The organism is Amphritea opalescens (genome assembly GCF_003957515.1).
In the GTDB taxonomy this organism is placed as follows: Bacteria; Pseudomonadota; Gammaproteobacteria; order Pseudomonadales; family Balneatricaceae; genus Amphritea; species Amphritea opalescens.
Genome location: NZ_RQXW01000001.1, coordinates 1 through 22,964, shown reverse-complemented (window position 1 = coordinate 22,964; position 22,964 = coordinate 1). Strand labels below are relative to the sequence as shown.

Below are 22,964 nucleotides of genomic sequence, written 5' to 3'. Positions count from 1 at the left end.
TTTTGTATTGAATTTATGGACTTTGCAGATAAAAAAAAGCCCCTCAGGGCGAGGGGCAAAAAAAATAGTTCACCGGCGGTCATTAGCCTTCTTAGTTGAAAGACTAACAACGGTGTAGTTGAGCCCAGCGCGACCCAATAACAGCCGGCGGGCAGATTTATGTGCTGTCTTTATTCAGACGCCGCGATTAGGCTTGCGTTACCGCCAGCGGCCGTCGTATCGATACACAGATGCCGTTCAATCGCGAAACGATCGGCCGCATTACGTTCGGTGATCAAGGGGATAATCACCCCATCACGGGCAGCCAACGCCACCCGATACGCATGCAACACCGCCTGATCAGCACCGCTGGCGACGGCAGCAAAGCCTGTCACATCAACCAAGGCATCGGGCTGCAATAAGCCATCGATCGCCTGAATTGGCAACCCACTCTGTATCGCCGCTTGACACTCTGCCTTCGCGTTAGGGGCGACAACAACCACCGCATTGCCTTGTGATAGCGCTAATACCGCATGTTGCATCGCCGTTGCCAAATCAGGCCCCAAACAGAGCACGATGCCCCGCGCATGGGTTGAGAGTACATTCAGCTCACCGGTTGGCCCAGGCATCACCTCGGCCTCATGCTGTAACGCTGCAAAATCAATACTCTGTCCAGCAAACAGTGATTTTAAGCTGCTGATACGATCATCATTCGCGGCCCACTGGCTATTATCAAGCGCGTTGATCGCCTGCTGCAATGTAGCGCTGCCAACCGCGGCAATAAGGTCGGAGGCTACCGGTGTAACCGCTTCTACCCGCATAAAACGTTTTACATATTGCGGACCACCCGCCTTAGGACCGGTACCCGATAAGCCCTCACCGCCGAATGGTTGAGACCCAACAATGGCGCCGATCTGGTTACGGTTAACATAGAGGTTACCAACCTTAATACGGCTACAGATCTGATTCACGCGATTATCAACCCGAGTATGCAGGCCGAAGGTCAGTCCATACCCCGTTGCATTGATACTATCGACCACCTGATCAAGATGTTCGGCGTCAAAAGTGACCACATGCAGTACCGGCCCAAAGATCTCCTCTTCTAGCTCGGCAATACTTTCAATCTTAATCACGGTCGGCGCAACAAACAGTCCCTGTTCAGGAACCGCCAATGATTTCAGCACCAAGCCTTTAGCGGCATATTTAGCACAGTGGGCTTCAATCTTAGCTTTAGCCATCTGATCGATCACGGGTCCCACATCGGTACTCAACAGTGCGGGATTACCCACTCGCAGCTCATCCATCGCACCAAACAACATCTCCAACAGGTTATCGGCAATATCTTTCTGTACATAGAGCACTCGCAATGCGGAACAGCGCTGACCAGCACTCTGAAAAGAGGATGCCAGAACATCTCGGACCACCTGCTCTGGAAGGGCCGTTGAGTCGACGATCATCGCATTCATACCGCCCGTCTCTGCCACCAGCGGCGCGTCAGGCGCCATATTCTCGGCCATAACGCGGTTAATCCGTTGTGCCGTCAAGGTAGAACCGGTAAAGCAGACACCGGCAATCCGACTATCCGATGTCAAGGGTGCACCGACCGCCACTCCACTGCCCGGCAGCAATTGAATCACATCCACGGGAATGCCCGCCTGATGCATCAAGGCGACGGTACGTGCAGCAACCAACGGCGTTTGATCTGCCGGTTTAGCCAATACCGCATTCCCCGCTGCTAGCGCCGCTAACACTTGACCAGAGAAAATAGCCATCGGGAAGTTCCACGGAGAGATACAGGTGATCACACCCCGTGCTTCCCCTTCTGTGTCATTGCGTTCAGCTTCGTTGGCATAGAAACGGGCAAAATCCACCGCTTCACGTAGCTCGCCGACAGCATCCAGCAAGGTTTTACCCGCTTCACGGGTCACCAAAGTAAAGAGCTCAGCCGCATTCTGTTCCAATAAATCAGCAAACTGACGCAGACAGTCTGCCCGTTCAGCCGCCGCTGTTTGTGACCAACGGCCATACCCCGCTTGAGCCGCCACAATCGCAGTTTCAATATCTCCTGCCGCACTGTTAATCACCTGCCCTACACAGTCATCGGGTATGGCTGGGTTATGAATAGCCGCCGTTTCATGGCTAACAGAACTGCCTGCAATCATAGGCGCTGCCTGCCATTGAGTGGTTTTAAACTCGGTTTGCTGGGCATCGAGCTCGGCAATCTGCACCGGATCGGTAATGTCCCAACCACGCGCATTTTTACGTTTATCGCCGAACAGCGCCGCAGGACGGACAATCGCAGCACTACTGATGTTTTCACCCATCGCCTCAATAGCCGCAAATGGATCTCGGGCGATCTCTTCCGGTTTGATACGGGTGTCGACGATCTGATTAACGAAAGAGCTGTTAGCGCCATTTTCCAACAACCGACGTACTAGGTAAGCCAGCAGGTCACGGTGCGCACCCACGGGGGCATAGATACGACAACGAGTCCCCTGAGCTTGCAGTACCGTATCGTGCAGCGATTCTCCCATGCCGTGTAGCCGCTGAAACTCAAACTTCTTGCTATCTAGATTACGCGCTAGGTGCAAAATACCTGAAACGGAATGGGCATTATGGGTGGCAAATTGCGGATAGATACGATCGGTCATCCCCAGCAGTTTTTCGGCACAACAGAGATATGACACATCGGAGTTAACCTTGCGGGTATACACAGGGAAACCATCTAGACCCATCTCTTGCGAGCGTTTGATCTCCGCATCCCAGTATGCGCCCTTGACCAGACGCACCATGATTTTACGATCCAGACGCGCCGCCAAAGCATACAACCACTCCAGAACGAATGACGCCCGAGGGCCAAATGCCTGAACCACGATACCAAAACCATCCCAACCGGCTAACGCCTCGTCGGCAAGCACCGCTTCAATCACATCGAGTGAAAGATCGAGACGATCCTGCTCTTCAGCATCGATGTTGAAGCCCATATTCGCCTGCTTAGCTTGCAAGGCCAATGTTTTAGTCCGTTCCACTAGCTCCGTCATCACCCGATCTTTCTGGGCAAATTCATAGCGAGCATGTAACGCAGAGAGTTTTACCGAGATACCCGGGTTCATGCGGATATCCGAATGGATACAAGCAGGCGTCAACTTACCAATAGCAACACTGTAAGCCTGATGATAGCGCAGCGCATCAGCATCGGTACGCGCTGCTTCACCCAGCATATCGTATGAGTATGAATAACCCTGCTTTTCAAGTTTACGGGCCCGTTTGGTTGCCTCTTCAATGGTGCGACCCAATACAAACTGACGACCCAACTCTTTCATCGCTTGGCCCACAGCGGTACGTACCAACGGCTCACCTAGACGTTTAACCATGCCGCGAACCGTTTGTGTCACACCTTTATCTTCACTCGGAGCAATCAGCTTACCGGTGAGTAATAATGCCCAAGTCGAGGAGTTGACCAAGGATGACGATGATTTACCGAGATGCTCGCCCCAATTACCTGAAGCGACCTTATCTTCGATCAACGCGTCAATGGTCAGTGCATCAGGCACCCGCAGCAGGGCTTCGGCCAAACACATCAAGGCAACACCCTCTTTGGTTGTCAGACCGTATTCGCCGAGAAACTTTTCCATCATTGAAGGCGAGCTATCCTGACGCACACTTGTTACTAATTGCGCAGCATTTGTAGAGATCTGCTGACGATCTTCAACCGTCAAATGCGCATTACTCATCAGTTCACGAATGACCTGACTTTCATTAGCCAAATAATACTCTCGAATTTTGGTCCGTAACGGGTCGGTTGTATGGGTCATAATCTCGCCTTCAATCGTTATACCGTTTAGCCACTCACATAAACGGTTTTTGTTTTACCTATTGTAACCACAACCAAAAAGTCACTTTCACTAATTATAGAAAATAATCAGACATATGGACTTTATTTAAAACAGATATTAAATATTAAACAAAATATTATCGCCAAAAACGAATCGAATAGACTATCCTGAAATTAACGATCAGACATAAAAAAGCCTCGATAAACGAGGCTTTAGTTAACAGTATAGAGCTAGTTTCCCTAAACGGGGCGGGTTATCTTGTCATATGGATTGACTCACAGGACAAGATAAACCTTTCATCAGCTTCTCAATTCTACCAGCACCTTTTCAAAGCGCTCTTCGATGGCACGAACAGGGGGTGCCGTCAGCAGAGTAGCGGCAACCACCGCAATCGACGCAAACAGTACGCCTGGAATAATCTCATAGACATCAAACCAGCCACCGGTCAGTTGCTTCCAAACCACAACGGTCACGCCACCAACAATGATGCCCGCTAACGCACCGGCTTTATTCATGCGCTTCCAATACAGCGACAGAATCAGTGCAGGCCCAAAGGCCGCGCCAAAACCCGCCCAAGCATAGGACACTAAGCCCAGTACTTTTGAATCTTTATCCAGCGCCAGATAAGTGGCGATTAAGGCGATCACCACCACGGCGATACGCCCCACTTGCACCAACTGTTCCTGACTCGCTTCTTTATTGAATAGCGCCTTATAGAAATCTTCAGCCAATGCGGATGAAGACACCAATAGCTGAGAATCCGCCGTGCTCATCACCGCTGCCAGAATGGCCGCCAATAAGATACCGGCAACCGCAGGATGAAACAGCGTATTGACCATCACCATAAAGACCGTTTCGTTATCGCCCAAACCTTCAGGCAGATAACCGATCGCCGCTAGACCGATCAGACAAGCGCCAGACATCGATATACCTGTCCAAACCACGGCAATACGACGGGCAGCCGGAACCGAATCTTTACTCTTGATGCCTTTAAAGCGCGCCAAGATATGTGGCTGACCGAAATACCCAAGCCCCCAACCGACTAATGACAGTGTGCCGATCAGCGTGATCGCAGTACCATCTTTATTGGTAAACATATTGAGTAGTTCAGGATTCTTGGCGTTAACCGCCGCTAAGGTCGCGTCCATACCGCCGAGTTCACCGATCGCCACGAGCGGCACCATAATCAGCGCCCCCACCATCAGCAGACCTTGCACAACATCGGTCCAAGAAACCGCCAGAAAACCTCCGAATAGGGTATAAGAGATCACCGCAATAGCTCCGACAAGAACCGCTAGGGTGTAATCAAAACCAAATACGGTTTCAAATAGTTTCCCGCCAGCCACTAAGCCAGAGCTGGTATAAAACAGGAAAAAGACCAAGACAAAAAAGGCTGACACGACCCGCAACGTATGACTACTATCATGAAAACGTTTTTCAAAATAAGCCGGTATTGTTAAGGCGTCGCCCGCCTGTTGAGAGTAAACCCGCAGCCGTTCAGCCACTAACAACCAGTTCAGCCAAGTCCCGGCTAGCAAGCCACCCGCTAACCAGAAAGAACCATAACCGGCAACCATCGCATATCCGGGCAAACCCATGAGTAACCAACCACTCATATCTGACGCACCAGCACTCAGCGCGCTAGGAATCGGCCCCAAATTACGTCCACCCAGCACGTAATCAGATAGATCCTGTGTACGGCGATAAGCCACAATACCAATCGCTAACATCAACACCAAATAGATGATAAAAGTAATCGTAATGACCATTCAATAAACCTCATCATTATTATATTTACCAAGGATCTCCCTCGGCATTTTTTATAGCTGGCCGCTCTTCTGCCGTTAACCCTAAAGCCACAAACCAATTTAATAAGCCCTGTTCACTGTCAGAAACGGGGCCAAAAAATCGGACCGGGTAAAGGCCAGATGAACGGGCAAGCTTACAGAACAACGACTAGACTTTTTACCTTTTTTATAAGCCATAAAGGGAAATTATGGCTATATTCATTCGCCTCTAATACAGATACGTACTTATCCTTCATTTCTGCAGCGAATACGACTCTTATTAGCCATAAAAAAAGCGGCTCAGAAAAAATCCTAAGCCGCTCTTAAAAGAACGCTATTGCCGTTAGCTCGCTGTCGCAAGCGAACAGGTTGCGCTTAACTTAACTCAAGTAAAACACTCAGCGCCACCGAGAAGATTGAAGAATCAATCAACTTAGTGTTCTGAATATCTCTGAGCGTATGGTGCCAACGTTCTAGCTGTATGGCTTTATCTTCCTCCCAACCTGCGAGCCGCTGCTTAACATCAGTATTCGCTTCACCGGACTGCAGCACTTTAAGCGTCAACGCCCTGTGCTGATTATCCAACTCAATCCGATAACTGTTCTTCGCCAGCGCTTGCCAGTGGTTAACCGCACTAAACTGACGAATCTGTTGATCCAGCCAGATCAGATTCAAGCTAGTCCCCACACCAAAGTAGGTAATGGCTACCTGCTCGACATCCTCATTCGTTTCACGCGCCACATCGATCACATCCAGCAACCAATAGATGTTTTCGCTCGCGGCACAGAAGGCGGATAATTTTCCTGAAATACCTGCCGCGGTATAACGCTCATACTTCTCTTCTAATCGATCCCCAGGAATCACCTTATGAATCTGTTCGTCGGAGATCACCACCTGATCAATCGCTGGTTTGTACACATCTATGCAGTACTGCATATCGAGACCATCACGGTGATGCCGCAGTAACCACTGCGTACCCCGAGCCAGTAGTTGAATCAGATCCTTCATCATCGCTACCTGCAGTTCAGCCGGCACCTGATTATCAAGGGATTCAATCTGTTGCCACTGAGCCTCGATATTAAAGACTTCACGGGCGACCATATAAGCCGCGGCAATATCGGCATAACTCGCGCCAATAGCCGAACTAAGATTATTGACGAAGGTAATACCCATCCGGTTGATCAGATCATTGGCGATCTGAGTCGCGGTAATCTCACGATGCAACCGATGGTTATGCAGCGCTTCCGGAAACTCTTTCAACAACCGCGCAGGGAAAGCGGTTTCCATCTCTTTAGAAAAACCTTTGTTCTCGGTCAACCAAGAGTTGATCAGCGCCTGCTTGAGTTCGATCCGAGCATAACAGATCAATACCGATAGCTCTGGACGCGTAAGGCCTTGACCATTTTCATGGCGTACCCGTAATTGCTTCTCTGTCGGCAAGAACTCTAGCTCAGGATTAAGCTTACCTTCCCGCTCTAAGCTTTTAATCAGACGGATATAATCATCCAGCGATTCCTGCGAGACCGCTTCGGCAATATTCAGTGCCTGTGCCTGACGGTAGTTATTCTTCAGTACCAGTTCGGACACATCATCGGTCATATCCCGCAGCAGTTTATTACGCTGCTTCATGGTCATATCACCCTGGTTGACCAATTCGTTCAGCAGGATCTTGATATTAACCTCATGGTCGGAACAATCGACACCGCCCGCATTATCGATAAAGTCGGTATTCGATGCGCCACCGTTCAGGGCAAATTCAATCCGCCCCAACTGGGTAAAGCCTAAATTACCCCCTTCACCGAGCACTTTACATCTCAGTTCATTACCGTTTACACGCAGATTATCATTAGCCTTGTCGCCCACATCCGCATGGGTTTCCTGGCTCGCTTTAACATAGGTGCCAATACCACCATTCCAAAGCATATCCACCGGTGCTTTCAATAACGCATGAATCAGATCGTTAGGGGCTAAACGATTTTCGGTAATGGCAAACCGCGCTTTCATCTGTGGACTAATCTCGATCCACTTGGCAGAACGATTAAAAATACCACCACCTTCACTAATCAGCGAAGTGTTGTAATCGCTCCAGCTTGAACGGGGTAGCGCAAACATCCGCTTGCGTTCAGCAAAAGCGCTGGCAAGATCAGGCTCAGGGTCGATAAAGATATGCATATGGTTAAACGCAGCGACTAGGCTAATGGTCTCGGACAGCAACATCCCGTTACCAAAGACATCGCCGGCCATATCGCCGATCCCAATCACCGTAAAGGCTTCCTGCTGAGTATTGATACCCTGCTCGCGGAAATGGCGTTTAACCGATTCCCATGCACCACGGGCGGTAATACCCATGCCTTTGTGGTCATACCCTTGGCTACCACCGGAGGCAAACGCATCCCCCAACCAGAAACCATATTCGTCAGAAATAGAGTTCGCGATATCAGAGAAGGTCGCGGTACCTTTATCCGCTGCAACCACCAGATAGGGGTCATCTTCATCATGACGAACCACCGACTCGGGATGAACAACTTCCCCTGCCACCAAGTTATCGGTGATATCCAACAGTGCTCGGATATAGGTTTTGTAACACTCGATGCCTTCCGCCTGAATCACTTCTCGGTCGGTGGTATCGGGCATCCGCTTACAGATAAAGCAGCCTTTGGCGCCCATCGGCACTATGACTGAGTTTTTCACCTGCTGAGCCTTAACCAAGCCCAGCACTTCGGTACGATAATCCTCCATTCGGTCGGACCAACGCAAACCACCCCGCGCCACTTTACCGACCCGAAGATGCACACCTTCCACCCGCGGCGAATAGATAAATACTTCAAACTTAGGTTTCGGCTGTGGAATATCCGGAATCGATTGCGAATCGATTTTGAATGAAAAGTAAGGTTTATCAACACCATCATTTTGTTGATAGAAGTTCGTCCGCAGAGTGGCTTTAATCATCACCATAAAGCGGCGCAAAATCTTATCGTCATCCAGACTGTTAACTGCTTCCAGTGCATTCAGGATGCTCTGCTCGATCGCCTCTTCTAAACCGACGTCTTGTTTGCCCGGCTGAAAGCGACAGCGGAAAAGATCAACCAATTGACGGCTAATCGCCACATTACGTACTAACACATCCGCTAGGAATGGCTGTGAAAAACCGAAACGTAACTGTTTGATATAACGGCCATAGGCACGCAACATGGCCACTTCTCGCCAGTTAAGCCCACCGGCAATCACCAAGCGGTTAAACTCATCACTATCCGCCTGCCCATCCCAAACTTTGGCAAAGGCTTCCTGCAGAATAGTTTTAACTTTGTCTAATTCTACTACGGTTTGGCGATCATAGCTAACGCGGAAATCACTGATCCAAAACTGTTTGTCATCCCGGTCGGTGACCACATAGGGATGCTCGCTCATCACCTTCAAACCGAGATTTTCCAACAACGGAATAACATCGGAAAGCACCAACGGATGCTCAATACTAAACAGCTTAAACTTCAAAATACCGTCGGATTCTTCAAACGATCGATAGAAGCTCATCGCGATATCGTTAGGCGATTGAAGATAAGAGATATGCTGGAGGTCGTAAACCCCATTACCGGTCGAGAAGTTCTCTTTATACGCCGAACTAAAACCACCGCTAAAGCGGTTAACAAAGCGGCTACCCTTCTCTTCACCGTAGGTTTCGATCAGGTTGACATTTAAATCATCATCCCAAGAACGGGAAATCTCTAAAATTTTCGCTTCGATGGTATCGAGGTCGACCTCTTCCTGCTGATCAGGGTCACCATAGATAACAAAATGGGTGCGCGACAATACTGATTCAGAAATCTGAGAGTTAGCCTCATAATCCCGTCCATGCAAGCCTTTATACAACAGGCTAAGCACCGAGGTACGCAACTTGGTGGTGTAGAGGTCGCGGGGGATATAATAGAGACAAGAGTAAAAACGCTTACTCGCATCTTGACGCACAAATAGGCAGGCACGGCGACGCTCCTGCATGTTAAAGATACCGATACTGGTTCGCTTAAGATCGCTGGTTTGCGCCAGAATCAACTCTTCACGTGGCATATCGGTGAGGATTTGTACCAGTGCTTTATGGCTATGTCCGCCGGGTTCGAAACCACACTCAGAGAGAATGCTGATGAGTTTCAAACGCACCACTGGAATCCGTAACGGGTTTGTCAGGAATACAGTTGAGGTATAGAGACCGTAAATACGGCACTCACCACAGACATTACCTTGGTCATCAAAGCGCTTAATGATAATCAGGTCGCGGTAAACCGAACGATGCACCGTGGAGCGCACCACATCTTTACTGAACATCACCAGCTTATCCGCCAGTACAAATTGCTGCTCTAGCTGGCTTAACTCTTTACTCTGCTGTGCATGACGCTGCGTACCAAGCTGTGAACCATCCACCGTATCAACAAAAACCTTACCGCCTTCCTGACGAATAACCGCCTCTTCATAGCCTTGGAAGATAAAGTTCTCATCCAGCAACCAATCAAGCAGCTTACGGGTCTCTTTAACCTCAGCACTATTGGCATCACGCAAACGCAGCTCTTCTTTCAGCTCCTGCGCTTTCTCTTTAATCGGCTCAAAGTCATCGACAACGGCTTTAACATCCGCCAGCACTTTTAATAAACCGTCACGCAACTCATTGAGCGTTTCCGGTGATGAATGCCGTTCGATCTCCAGATAGATCAGCGACTCAACCTGAGTGTTTTCATCCCGTTCACGGGCCGGTTTTAGGCTTTTTAGTTTATGGGTTTTAGTGCGTTCGCAAGCCAACACACAGTTATTGATCGTCAAAATACCCAGTTCACGACGGTTCAGTTCCATGCGCACAGAATCAACCAAAAACGGCACATCAACGTTGTGAATCTGAATGACCGTATGATTCGAATGCCAACCATGCTGCTCGTAATCCGGGTTAAAGACTCTGACATCCGGCGCTGGCCCATGATAATCCTGCATCAGTTGCCAGTATGATAGCGACGCCGAATACAGGTATTCCAACGAGCGACTCTGTAGTTCTTCAGGTGCTGCGACACTGAGAAATTTTTGTGTAAATAGCTGCATCGACGGTTGCAAACTTTTGCTCACCTGAGCACAGAGCTTTTCGCTGAGCAGATCAATAATCTGAGACTTGGTCAGACCCACTAAATCATGCATGTTGTATAGACTCCAGATAGCTTTCGCTACGTCCGGTCAAAACCGGATTGTTATTATTCCCTGCATCGGCTCACATAACTGCCAAGAGACAGAGTGGTTGTGCTGATACCTACGATACCATTACCCCGACAGTAACAGGATAGACGTAAAAATCGATAGGTATTAGTTAAGGATAAAGTATAGAAAAAGAACAGGAGTCTTTTTCACTGTATTTTTGTTTTTTATAGCCGTATCCTTCTGTTAACGATGTTTTCAACAAACGAACAACCAGAACAATAAAATATTATGGATAAACTGGATAAATTAGATATGGCCATTCTGCGAGAACTGCAGAAAAATGCCCGTATTACCGTCACCGAACTCGCCGCACGCGTGGGCCTGTCAAAAACCCCCTGCCAAATTCGCATGAAACGTTTGGAAGAACAGGGTTATATCCTTGGTTATATCGCACTGGTTGATCAGAAAAAACTCGGCACTAAGCATGTAGCCTTTGTACAGGTAAAACTCAGCGATACCAAAACCAAAGCACTACAAGCGTTTAACGCAGCGGTGCGAGAGATTCCAGAGATCGAACAGTGCCATATGGTCGCCGCTAATTTTGACTATCTGCTCAAGGTGCGTACCACCGGTATGGAATCCTATCGTGAGGTGCTCGGGGAGAAAATATCGTCCCTACCCTACGTGACACAAACCAGTACCTTTGTGGTGATGGAAGACGTAAAAGATATTGAGTCAAAACTACTCTAATCATTCTTTACTAACACCTCAGCCAAGACATCACATAACCTTTTTCTGAGTACAGACTGTGAACCGAACCTCACTCATACTGGCATTAGCCGTGGTACTCATGTGGTCGACCGTCGCGACCGCCTTTAAACTCACCCTCGATCTGATTAGCCCTCTACAAATGCTTTGGATCGCCGTAGCGACCTCTTCGACTATCCTGTTGATCGCCACAGTACTACAGAAAAAACTACCGTTGGCTTGTCAGTATCTGCGTCAATCCGGCGGTTATTTTCTCCTGCTGGCGCTACTCAACCCCACCCTATATTACTTAATTCTCTTCGCCGCCTATGATCGATTACCCGCTCAACAAGCACAGGCGCTGAACTATACTTGGGCGGTCGTGTTAAGCATCATGGCTGTGCCTTTTTTGGGGCAAACCTTTACCCTCAAAAAACTCATTAGCATTATTTTGGCTTACAGCGGTGTCATCGTGATCGCTACACAGGGCAATCTATTGGCGCTAGATTTCAAAAACCCGCTAGGCGTTGCGCTTGGCGTCGGCAGTTCCGTTTTTTTTGCCAGCTACTGGATTCTTACCACTCGCAAACCTCGCGATGCGGTCGTGTCATTATTACTCTGCTTTGGCCTAAGCTTGCCGATGTTGAGTGTCTTGCTCGTCATACAAGGGGAAGTGACGGCTATACCTTGGCAGGCCGTTGCGGGCGGTATCTATATCGGTGCCTTTGAGATGGGCTTTGCCTTTTTACTTTGGATGCAGGCCATGCGAATGACCGATAACACCGCCCAGTTGAGTAATCTCGTGTATCTATCACCACCTCTGTCATTGATCTTACTATCGACCCTTGCGGATGAACCCGTGATGGTCTCCACCATCATCGGGTTAGTGTTGATTATTAGTGGGGTGCTATTTCAGCAGCTCAAAGGTAAATCCTCATCAGCTACAGACTAAGCGATTAACGCATTAATCAGCTCTTCGGTTTGTTCGCGCTTAGCAGTATCGGTTATCTGGTTAAGGCCAAATAGATAGTTTAAGGCGTTACGTGCATCACGACTAAGGTCTTTAATCGTGACGTTATGATGATAATGTCTGACCTCCTCAAACAGGCTATTCAGACTTCTGTCCCCACGCAGTTGGGCCGCAAAAAGGTTAGCCCCACCGAGGTGTTCTACCAGCCCTTCAACTAATGCTTCGCCGTTGGTATCGGAGGTAAAATACCCCACGATCGCACCAATGAGCCCGACGATTAATGCGGCAACAAACAATACGGCCGCCGCTGGGGGTACCGCCGCCGTACCGGCCGACATCCAGAGCATGAACCCGAACAAGCTCAAAAGACCACTGGCTAGCCCTATACCAGCAACCGTCATCCCTGCATAGTCCCGAGTACGATGTTCCTCAGCCATCATCGCACTACTGGATGCAATCGCGGCTAATGAACCAAAAAAGCCTAATGTTCGGCCAACAGCCGCCGTCCCAAGTCTACCTTGACTGACAAATTTAAAACGCTGTAACGCCTGTATCAAGGACGAGGCAAACCCCGTGAATTGGGCAGCCGTATCACCCCATAAACGAATCCGAGTGATCATACTATCGGTCGTTGTGGTAGCAGCAGTGACGAAGGCATTGAGAAAGAGTATGCCGGTGATCAGCGACATAAACACGCCCCAGCCGGGGCTGCTCATAACATTAGAATTAACGACCCTCTCACTCCACCCTTTAACCCCGATAACCTCTTCAGGGTCCGTGGAGCTCATACGGAGGATAAATTCGTTTTTGTCAGGACCACTCAAACCAATTAATTTAGCGGTCACGCGCACGCTTAGGTTCCGCATTATCAGCCCAGTGCTGTGGTTTTCCGACGCTATCTGAATTATTTTTGCCATTGACGCTTCCAACACCCCCATCAGCAATGAGGGCGGCCCCGGCAGGTTACCGGCAATAGTAGGAACAAGGCTTATTTTTGCCGCCACCGTGCCTAAGCAGGATGAAGACGCAAAGCTGCGCCACTCACCTCTATCGATCATTTCTAATGCGGGTTGTAAACGCCCAGTAATAAACGTCACGGCATGACTGCTGGTCAGCACCACTCGATAACAGGCCCCTAGTTTACTGTAAACGCCCTGCATAAAGCGGCTGGTGATCATGTCATCACTTTGGCATGCCTGAGCCAACAGCTCATACAATCGACTATCGCCTTCGAGCATCTGGTATAGGCTGTCAGAATCCCGGCGAATAGCCCCTTGCAGTGAACGCGCTCTCGTCGTCGGTTCACGTCCTAAGGTTCTTTCGGCATAGTCCTTGAGTGAATTCAACTTCCGCTGAAGCGTATCAATGTTGCTCTGCTGCGTACTTGAATACCCCGATGCGGGGTTCACTTCAGCAATATCAACAAACTCAATTAATAACCCAAGTGAGCCTAGCTCTTGCTGATAGGGTTGCAAAATACGCCCTAAGGCCTGCTGATTAGCCGCAATTCGTTCGGCTTTGGCGAGTGCATTATCGACTTCGGTCAATAACGAACTACTTAACTGCTGCATGTTCGCCGACACCAATGCGGTGCGGTTGAGTGCGATTTCCTGTTCCAGTGCTTCGGTGCGAGGCAGTATCAGCCGATAATTACGCCCAACAGGTAAACGCCATCGATGATAACGGGGCGTCCCGGCATCTGCATCACCATTCATCACCGCCCTGAGTGCCGCGGTTTGATCCTCGACTGAAGTAGCATCACCGCCAACATAACGCCGATAAAGGTATTCACGCACAAATCCATTAGGGCCGTTATACCAACTGAGAATACGGCTAAATAAGCTTCTCCGTTCCAGCTTGAGCGCCTCGGCTAAGGTACCAATGGTCGGGTTAGGATGAGTTTCGCTATATGTGCTCAGTTCAACGCGTACCAGTGGGTAATCAAAATTGGCGATGCGGTATAAAAAAACACCCGGCATTCGAGTCCGCTCATTACGATCCGCATGACGAACATCTTCTATCTGCTGGTTATAGATCTCAGAATAATTAACCGCATCACTCACACAGGCGAACTCCTCGCTTATATCCGTTCCTGGACTGCTGACATCACAAACTTGATCACACATAGCTTTGCTCCCTAGCCGCTGGCTAACGCCACAGACTGTTACGTTTTTTATCTAGGCAGATGTTTATCTAGGCTAATCGACGGGCTGATACAGCAACGTTCAGCAATATGGTTAGTCTGGAATAATATCCTCATCGGCTGGATCGGGTTGAGTATTAAACTGTTCATCCACCGGCGGCATCGGTACTGTCTCGGGATCTGGCCAAGCGGCCTGTCGTTGTTGGTTCTGCTGTAACTGTTCGGCATTCAACCCCGGTATCTCCCGCAGCATTCTCATCGTTGAGATTAAACTGCTAAAACCTTGCTGACTCTGCCGGCTATTGTTACTCAGGCTGACAGACCCAACCCTGCCTAACCCGCCGGCAATTGGGTTTTGCAGATCAAAGGTTTCCCCTGCGGGTGCATTCTGCTGTTGCGATATTCGCCTTAGTAGCGATTCTATTTGCTGACCACCGTTACTCATTTCAGACTCCTTAGGCGTTTATACGCCTACCGTAATCAGGTTACCGGCATCAATAAACGATCCAGCCACCGGTTTGGTCGAGGCCACAATCGCCGAATCTTTCGCACTTCCAGGAGAAACCGTAAACTCGATACCCATTTTTTCCAGCAACTCTTTGGCTTCCCCTAGCGGGATACCCGAGAGCAGTGGCACCACCTGCATATTGTCGATTTCTAGGGGTGCAGGCACCGGTCTGAAGGTCAATTTCAGCTTACTTGCCCCCTCGATCTTAAAGTCATACTGATTCTGATAGGCAGCATCGACGGTCGTCCCTCGGAGCTCCGTTTTTACTTTCCGGTCACTGCCGATAGACTGCTGCACGGTTAACGCCATACTGATTTCAGCTTCCGCTTCGGGAATAACATACCAAGTAGGGCGATAACCGATCCGACGCATCTCTTTGAGTAATTCATCATCAAGGCTATAAATCTGTTTCAGGTTTTCGATGGTTTTTGCGTCGATCGCGTATTGCGCCTGCGCCACACCGATGCCCATCTCCGCGATCATATCGCCTAGTGGCGTCGCCAATACTTTTGTAAAAGGATTCTCTGCCATAACGCTCTCCTTGAGACTCAGACACCGATAATCAGGATGATCTGAGTATCAGGTTGTAATGGGGTGTTCGCTTTAGGGTGCTGACTCATGATCTGTCCTGCCGAGAAAGGATCTTTTTCAGACAGCTGCTGCTCATACCAAAAGGTCTGATCTTGTAGTTCACCTAGTTTGCGCTCCGCTAACTGACGGGTGTAACCACTGACATCCGGCATCTTCGCGGCGCTATCAACCGTTTCTACACTCTCGTCCTTGTCGGTGAGGTCAATATCAAAGCGGACATTACCAAAACAGTTTGATGGGATGCGGGCGAGATCATCGGCGGTTTCAAATAACATCAAATCGGTATGGTTCGCCGCCGCCACCACTTTCAGATCAACGCTGGCCTTGCTGATACGATAGCCTCCCTGCTTCGCCAATTTCGTACTGGCCCGAGAGATCGCATCTGAAGCCGAAAAGATAAGATCTTCACTCTTAACTATTTTCGACTTAATCGGCACAACGCCACTTCCCTTTTTAATCAACCCTTCCAACTCGCCGATACGATTATCTTTCAGTGTTAACTGGTTCTGAAGTTCCGTCACCCGCCGCTTTTCGAAGTTTAACCCTTCAAGCGTTGGCCGCTGTTTTAACTCACTCTCAAGCTTTTTACGCAGCTGCTCATTTGACGCTAACTGCTGGCTTATTTCACTCAGTTGACTACCGTTTCGCTCTAACGACCGAATACGCTCATCCCGCTGTTTCAGTTGCGTTTCTAACTGCGTTACCTGAGTTTTTTCAGCCTTAAGCATCTGCTGTGTTGGCCTTTCCTGCAATTCACTTTCTAACGCTTTACGCGCCTGTTCCTGTCGTCTCAACTGCAAGGTTAGCGCTTTGGTTTCTTCATTTAGCTTTAGGTTTTGTGTTTCTAGCAGTTTAGATTGCTTGCTCGCTACTGTATTGAGTGCAGCTTTCGGAACCGTGCCCGCAGGAATGCTATATAGAACCGTTGACGCCAAGGTAATCACGGGCTCATGGCTCAATTTAATCGTGCCGAAGTCGATGGTTTTCTGACTATAAGTTTTAGGGGTATTACTGGCATTCACCCATTGGCTATTCAACTTCACTTTGAGCAAAACCCGCGGTAGAAAGCCACTAAAGCGACTACCACAGACCATACTCAACGCCCCATTAACGGCACTTTTGCCCTTGGCGACCGCTGTTACCCCACCGTTCATCGTGTAGAAAAATAACTGAGCATCGATGTTGGCTAATGGTTTGTTGTTGCTATCTCGTAACACGGCCTTAATATTGGTAGCCATAAATTATCGTCCTTGTTCAAAGCGATACAGTAACGTCTGAGACTGCCCGAACAGATCCGCCGTCAGAGCAATCATCTGCCCTTCCGCTTCTTGGTTTGAGATGACTAAGCCGGCTTCAGCACGGCCATTTTCATCTAATACCAGCGCGGCACGTTCCAACCGGGTTGATGTTTTGAGGGCGCCCTTACCCATCTTTTCGGACAGCTCTCGATCAATATTCAACTCCACCACCGCACCCTTGAGCGAACTGTCGGTTGATGTCTGCGCAAGCACCTTCACCTCAGCTTTACGGGCTGACGTTTTTTCGACACTGAGACTCAATTGAATCTGCGGTACCGTTGCATCCATTGGTGCGGCCACCATGACACCTTTAATAATACTAGTGGCTGAGCTGCTGCTCTGCTGTGAGGTTTTAATCGGTAAGAACTGTAGACGGGCTTTCTTTTGGTAGGCTTGGCTGCGACCCGCACCAACCGGTGCCGTACCTGACGCCGTCATCTGTAACTTCAACTCAAACTCCATCCGAGGGATGTGATAAACCATACTTTGCTGACCCATAGCGTTCATCACCGGATACTGATTCAACCGACTCTGGGCTTTACTCAGGCCATCCGCCAGATTAATCAAAAAGTCATCCAGGTTTTGCCCTTTAGCTACGTCATCCATTCAAATATCTCCTGGTACTGATCAACTAAAAAAAAGCTTTTTTTCCTGCTTGGCCATCGCTCTTCGCGCAGCTAAACGCTCTATCTGTCGATCACGGGCAATGTTAGCCAATCGCTGCTCCCGTTTAGCCTCTGATTTTGCAAGCTGTTCAGCTAATATATCCTGCTGTCGCTTTGCTGCTATACGGGCATCTGAGCTGGCATTTTCGCGGGCCTGTAACTGTCGCTCCCGCTGCGCTTGCCAATCTTGCTGCTCCTGCCGTTGTAATAAACAAGCTTGCTCTAAGCGTTGCCTCTTTTGACCATCCGCTTCATAAGCTTTCATCAACGCTTGCCGACGTTCTAACGCTTGCGTCAAAATACGCTGATGCCGCTGATAGCCTTGTTCCCACTGCCGTTGCACCTCCTTCAATCGACGTTGAGCATTGTCTTGCAGCGCTTTACGTTTCTGCTGTTCAAGCTGGGCAAGTCGTTGTTGCATCTGCAACGCCTGACGCTTCTTCTGCTTAAGCTTTTCCAGCCGCGCTAGCTCCGCCTCTTTTAACCCTCGATCAAGGCGCAGACGCGTGAGCGACCGTTGATTGATCTGCTGCCTAACCCGACTACGGCAAGACTCTTGCCGCTGCGCCTGTTGCTTATCGGCCAGACGGGATTGAGCCGAATGCTGCGGCATCGAAAAGCGTTGCTCATTCCAATCAGGGGCGACCGTATGTCCCGTGAGTTCATCAAGTTGCTGTGCTAACAGCTGTTGCCGATTGACCAACGCCTTTAACTCATCCGGCACATCGCCCATCTCCAACAACTGCGTCAGCGGTCGCTGCGCAGTATCAGGAGCGGTCGTCAAAGCAGAAATGCCTGCCTCAGCGCTACGCACCGAAGAGGCTAATTTGTTAGAATCAGCCCTAGGTTCTGCACGACTATCCAGTGCCGTCCAATCAAGATATTCACTCGACATCAGCGTCCCTCGCACGGTTGTTTATCTCTAGCTAAGCCGCGATCAAACAACACCGATCAGCCCTCAGCAACCTTATTCCTCTCCACGATTGCGCGAATACGTTCCTCCAATACCGCGGGGGCCGGTGTCGGTAAAATCTTCGTGCGCATTAAGCTCGAACCCTCTGCACTGTAATTAAATTTATTCGCATAACGGGCGCTAACGGAGGTCGTTCTTGCTCTTGCCATCCCCATCCCGAGAAACCCACCGGCCATCGCACTGATCGTTTTGGTCGATGATTTACGTTCAAACTCGGAGCTCTGTGTGAAGCTGATTGATACCTTTATCTCAATCAATGACTCCGTAAATTGATAGAAGGTGGGCGTAAAACCCAGCTCTAACAGTGACATCTCTTCACCATCAAATTTAACCAGTGATTTTTTAGTCACCGTGGTGACTTCACCCGTAATCGGGTCGACCTCTGGTACCTCATATTCGCCGCCCATCATCTGGGCGAGTCTGAGGCTGGTTTCATCCATGGCATACTGGGCTTCCGCGATCGCAAGCCCCATACTGGTAATCATCTCCCCAAAGGGCACATCACTCAGTTCACGTCCAATACTTGGTCTGGCCATTGTTATTCTCCTTCAGCTGGCACGATTAGGCTTCTGTCTCATCCTCAGTATCGAACAGATCCCTTACTCGCTCTTCAAAAATAGCTGGCGGTGGAATCGGAACGAGATTACAACGCAATAAACTCGCACCCTCTGCGCTATAGCTATATTTGCTGGCGTAAGTGGCATCCACGGTGGTGGTTTTAAGCTTGGAACTACCACCAAAAAAACCACCAAATGCAGGTTTGCTGCGTTTAGTACCGGTGGTTTTGGTATTCCGGGTATAGGAACTTTCCCGGGTTATCTTAATGGCGATTTTGACTTCAATAATATTGTTGGTGAACTGATAAAACGTTGGTGAAAAGCCTAGCTCCAACATGCTGACTTTCTGCGCCTTGCCCTCGGCATCCGTACCAAAATAGACACGCGAATCCTCGGAACCGGTAACCGTACCCGCCTCATCGAGAATAGGGACACGTCCCCCCATCATCTGGGCCACTCTGATACTGGCTTCATCCAATTCGTATTGCGCATCGGCAATGGCGAACGCCATCTCTCTGATCATCTCCCCCATGGGGACGTTGAGTAGTTCCTGACCAATCGACATAGTTAACTCCTTGCTAACCGTTAGCGGTGATTAAATAAACGTTATTCCGTCTCTGTGGACTGAGCTGCCTGATGCCGACTGGCGATCCAGTTTTGAAAAGCATTAGGTGGCGGAATGGATGAGATCCGTGCCGTAATCGAACTACTGGCCTCGGATGAAAAACTGTATTTATTACTAAATTCAGCGCTGACCGTCGCTGCGAACATGACAAAATATACGGCGCCGCCCACCGTGGCAGAGGTACCAAATTTAGTCTCAGTGGTGGTTGAGGTGGACAATGACACCCGAATATCGATGGTCGCCTCATTGAAGTGATAAAACACCGGCGCAAACCCTAGCGAGATAAGCGACACCCGTTCACCATCTCCGATATCAACCCCATGCTCCTCAGCATCGCCCAGTTGCATCGCCATCTGAATCGAATTATCATCGAGGGCTCGTTGAGCCGACGCAATCGCAGTACCCAGCTGAGTTAGCAACCCAGGCAGGGGTGACTTCTCTAATGAGGCCATCACTTTGCTATTCGACATCGCTTTATCCTCTGTTAGCCTGGATCGACAGGATCTACGGGATCCGCTGGTGCCGGATCAGGATCTGCTGGCACTGGATCAACAGGGTCAACGGGCTCTGGTGTCACGGCAGGGCCATCGGGGGCGGAAATGGTGCCGCCTCCGGAAGCCGCATGATTACGAATAGCATCCAGAAACGCCTGCGGTGGGGGTATCGACTTCATGGTCGTTTTAATCCGCGACACCGCTTCCATATCGAACTCATATTTATGGTGCAGATCAAAGGAGATAGTGCCAGCAAAAGCCACCGGCAGACCGGCACTTTCGGTACTGCCTAAACCTGCCTCAACCCCAAAATCGATTCCTGACTCTACTCGTACAGAGATCGTCACCTTAAATTCCATCTCGGTTTCTTTGAAGTGGTAAAACTGCGGTATAAAACCCAGTTCTAGCAGGCTTCTCTCCCGAGACGTGCCATCCGCATCATTAAAACTAATCCGCGTTTCACTCAGCATCGTCGCCGCACGCACCGAAGTGGAATCGAGTTCATATTGCGCGGCGGCAATCGCTTTCGCGGTATTTTCAATTAACTTAGGGATGGGGACATCCATTAACGCTTGTCCCGGCGTCATCCCAGCTACCTGATTATCAAAATTCATCTCCCTCACCTCTCTGAATTAACCTGACACAATTAACTGTTGTGATAGCTGAAACGACCCCATCTGTTTCTGCTCTTTTAACAACTGATTTTTGGTTGCTTTGGAATACTTCAGAATGCGTGTGAAGGCTTTGGTATAGCGCGACTTATCCTGCACCCTGCTCTGCTGATATTCGGACACCGCATCCCGTGCCTGCAGATGCTGATCTAACTTGACCAATAGGCAGATCCGGCGAAACTTCAATACCGCTAGATCATTTTCCACCGCCACCGAAACCGGTAGCGTCTGGGCTTCATACTCAGCGATGGCCCGCTCACAATAATCCAACGCGGCCTCCTCTTCGCCCGCCTGCTCAAGACATTCAAAGACCAGCTCCGATATATAACGCTGTAACATCAAGGGAAACTGCTGTGCCATCCCCGCCTGTAATAATTTTTGTAATGTTAGTAACGCGGCCTCATATTTTTGTTGCCGTAACTGTTTACCAACATCCTGGAGTACAACCTCCAGCTTTATTTTCGGGATCGTTGTTTTATTCATGGGTATTTCTCATTAAGCGGCAGTGAACATCAAATTGATGAGCTTCATATTGAATCCACAACCCTTGATGAAGGTTGGCATCCGCCTTGACAGACCAACCCTCCGTTGTTTCAACAAAGTTAACTGAACGTCCCATAATCGCAGTGCAAAGCTTTTCTAACCGAGCGCATTGCACCGGCGCATCGGTAATATTTTCAAACCGGAGGTTGAAACGAATGCCCCCAACCCATTCAGCAGTGACGGCGCAGCCCTGCGCCACCAACGCATTCATAATGGGCTCATAATCTGCTATCGACGCGGAGCGTTTTAAGATGATGGGTAGACTGGTAAAAAGGCGCGGATGAAGATGTAGCGGAATACTCAGCTGTGACGACAGAATCGTCGAGATCGCCTGTTGCTGCTGAGCCGATTCAGGTACTGACTTAAGCAACAGGTCAAAACGATAATAATCCTGATTATGAATCACCAAGGGCAGGTGTAATTCATTCGCTTTTTGCCATAAAGCCTGGGCTTTTTGGACCGTTAAATCGGTCAATTGCCAACACTGCGACTGCTCTGGCTGAGCACCGGCTTGTTGTAAGCCGAACTCTCGATAATAAGCAATGAGACCCCGGTCACCACCAGGCGCGTAAGCCACCACTGTATATTTCGCGGTATCACTGCAGGACTTCATCAGTTCAATACCCGGCTTACTAAAGCGCGCAATCAGTTCATTCGCCACCTGCTCAGAGAGATTTCCTAAAATAATGGCGGGAGTTTTACTCAGACAACTCAGCAGCTCTTCGCTACTTTGGCCGGTAAATAGGGCAAGATCGGTGATAAATGAGGTGATGTGAGTGAAATCAGAGATATAAACGGCTAATTCAAAACGTTCAGGGGGAGACAAACACTGTTCACTTTGCGGTAAGAGGTCACAGGGGAGATCTGCCTCTTTAAGCACACTCACCATCTCTTCCGCGCTATGAATATCTAGCTTAGCTTGCAATATAGAGGGGGCTGTCAAAATGCGCCGAATACAATCTTGACGGCTTAACCCCAAGCGCTGATGAAAGCGTCCGATTGACAGAACATCGGCATTGCCGACACCCAAAACCCTTACCTGGTAACTTTGCTGATGCACGATATAGCCACTCTTGAAAAAGTGATTTTTCAGCTATAACCGGTTTTTTACAAACTTACGGATCCGGGACAGCCACGACCGATGCTTTTTGCACCCCATCTTCATGACGGGTAAAAAAAGCTTAGGACAGAATCTGAAAGAATCAAACATAAGTTTGAAAATAAAAAAGGGGCAACAATAATTAATCATGTCGAGAACAAAAAAAACCGCTCAACGGAGCGGTTTCAGACTGCTGAAAAAGTCCTCGTCAAATGACGAGGATTTTTTATAATAGAGCCATGTTAAAAGAACGCCCCCAAACCCAGTCCACCCTTGAGTTTGTCTGTATTGATGAGCTTGTGCCTAAAGATC

Annotated in this window: 17 protein-coding genes; 2 read left to right on the top strand and 15 right to left on the bottom strand. The window is 49.2% G+C overall.

Translation table 11 applies throughout. From position 1 onward, the window contains the following. Positions 1-170: 170 nt before the first annotated feature. The 3 genes from putA to EH243_RS00075 form a co-directional block, all read right to left on the bottom strand. Entirely contained in the window at positions 171-3,794 is a 3,624-nt protein-coding gene (gene putA, locus EH243_RS00085) for a bifunctional proline dehydrogenase/L-glutamate gamma-semialdehyde dehydrogenase PutA (RefSeq protein WP_126156599.1), read from the bottom strand. Positions 3,795-4,114: 320 nt separating this feature from the next. Then, positions 4,115-5,584 (bottom strand): sodium/proline symporter PutP, encoded by a 1,470-nt coding sequence (gene putP, locus EH243_RS00080; RefSeq protein ID WP_126156598.1) that lies wholly within the window; start codon positions 5,582-5,584, stop codon positions 4,115-4,117. Between the two features lie 393 nt (positions 5,585-5,977). Then, positions 5,978-10,771: an NAD-glutamate dehydrogenase gene (locus EH243_RS00075; protein WP_126156597.1), complete on the bottom strand. Its 4,794-nt coding sequence runs from the start codon at positions 10,769-10,771 to the stop codon at positions 5,978-5,980. Positions 10,772-11,056: 285 nt separating this feature from the next. Here EH243_RS00075 and EH243_RS00070 point away from each other — a divergent pair, with 285 nt between their 5' ends. Both EH243_RS00070 and EH243_RS00065 read left to right on the top strand, forming a co-directional pair. Further along, positions 11,057-11,518 carry an Lrp/AsnC family transcriptional regulator gene (locus tag EH243_RS00070; RefSeq protein WP_126156596.1) on the top strand — a complete coding sequence of 154 codons (462 nt, stop codon included), beginning with the start codon at positions 11,057-11,059 and terminating at the stop codon, positions 11,516-11,518. Positions 11,519-11,576: 58 nt separating this feature from the next. Continuing rightward, complete coding sequence (locus EH243_RS00065) at positions 11,577-12,467, top strand: DMT family transporter (RefSeq protein ID WP_126156595.1); 891 nt, start codon at positions 11,577-11,579, stop codon at positions 12,465-12,467. Here the strand turns inward: EH243_RS00065 and EH243_RS00060 are convergent. The 12 genes from EH243_RS00060 to EH243_RS00005 form a co-directional block, all read right to left on the bottom strand. Beyond that, positions 12,464-14,611 carry a hypothetical protein gene (locus EH243_RS00060; protein WP_126156594.1) on the bottom strand — a complete coding sequence of 716 codons (2,148 nt, stop codon included), beginning with the start codon at positions 14,609-14,611 and terminating at the stop codon, positions 12,464-12,466. The two genes, EH243_RS00065 and EH243_RS00060, sit on opposite strands and share 4 nt — an antisense overlap. A 111-nt stretch (positions 14,612-14,722) precedes the next feature. After that, positions 14,723-15,073, bottom strand: coding sequence for a hypothetical protein (locus EH243_RS00055; protein WP_126156593.1), 351 nt, complete (start codon positions 15,071-15,073; stop codon positions 14,723-14,725). A gap of 18 nt (positions 15,074-15,091) precedes the next feature. Next, a complete protein-coding gene (locus EH243_RS00050) occupies positions 15,092-15,667 on the bottom strand; it encodes a PASTA domain-containing protein (protein WP_126156592.1) in 576 nt (191 codons plus the stop codon). A 17-nt stretch (positions 15,668-15,684) separates the two neighbouring features. Then, complete coding sequence (locus EH243_RS00045) at positions 15,685-16,965, bottom strand: PASTA domain-containing protein (protein WP_126156591.1); 1,281 nt, start codon at positions 16,963-16,965, stop codon at positions 15,685-15,687. A 3-nt stretch (positions 16,966-16,968) separates the two neighbouring features. Beyond that, complete coding sequence (locus EH243_RS00040; protein ID WP_126156590.1) at positions 16,969-17,631, bottom strand: hypothetical protein; 663 nt, start codon at positions 17,629-17,631, stop codon at positions 16,969-16,971. Positions 17,632-17,652: 21 nt separating this feature from the next. After that, positions 17,653-18,585: a coiled-coil domain-containing protein gene (locus tag EH243_RS00035; protein ID WP_126156589.1), complete on the bottom strand. Its 933-nt coding sequence runs from the start codon at positions 18,583-18,585 to the stop codon at positions 17,653-17,655. 56 nt (positions 18,586-18,641) lie between these two features. Next, positions 18,642-19,199: a hypothetical protein gene (locus tag EH243_RS00030; protein WP_126156588.1), complete on the bottom strand. Its 558-nt coding sequence runs from the start codon at positions 19,197-19,199 to the stop codon at positions 18,642-18,644. A gap of 25 nt (positions 19,200-19,224) precedes the next feature. Next, positions 19,225-19,785: a hypothetical protein gene (locus EH243_RS00025; protein ID WP_206441454.1), complete on the bottom strand. Its 561-nt coding sequence runs from the start codon at positions 19,783-19,785 to the stop codon at positions 19,225-19,227. Between the two features lie 41 nt (positions 19,786-19,826). Further along, entirely contained in the window at positions 19,827-20,315 is a 489-nt protein-coding gene (locus EH243_RS00020) for a hypothetical protein (RefSeq protein WP_126156587.1), read from the bottom strand. Between the two features lie 14 nt (positions 20,316-20,329). Beyond that, positions 20,330-20,953, bottom strand: a complete 624-nt coding sequence (locus EH243_RS00015) for a hypothetical protein (protein ID WP_126156586.1) — start codon at positions 20,951-20,953, stop codon at positions 20,330-20,332. 18 nt (positions 20,954-20,971) lie between these two features. Beyond that, the gene (locus EH243_RS00010; protein ID WP_126156585.1) at positions 20,972-21,493 is read right to left on the bottom strand and encodes a hypothetical protein; all 522 of its coding nucleotides are present in this window, start codon (positions 21,491-21,493) and stop codon (positions 20,972-20,974) included. Then, the gene (locus EH243_RS00005) at positions 21,486-22,583 is read right to left on the bottom strand and encodes a hypothetical protein (RefSeq protein ID WP_164549003.1); all 1,098 of its coding nucleotides are present in this window, start codon (positions 22,581-22,583) and stop codon (positions 21,486-21,488) included. Before EH243_RS00005 ends, EH243_RS00010 begins: the two co-directional genes overlap by 8 nt. Positions 22,584-22,964: the final 381 nt, after the last annotated feature.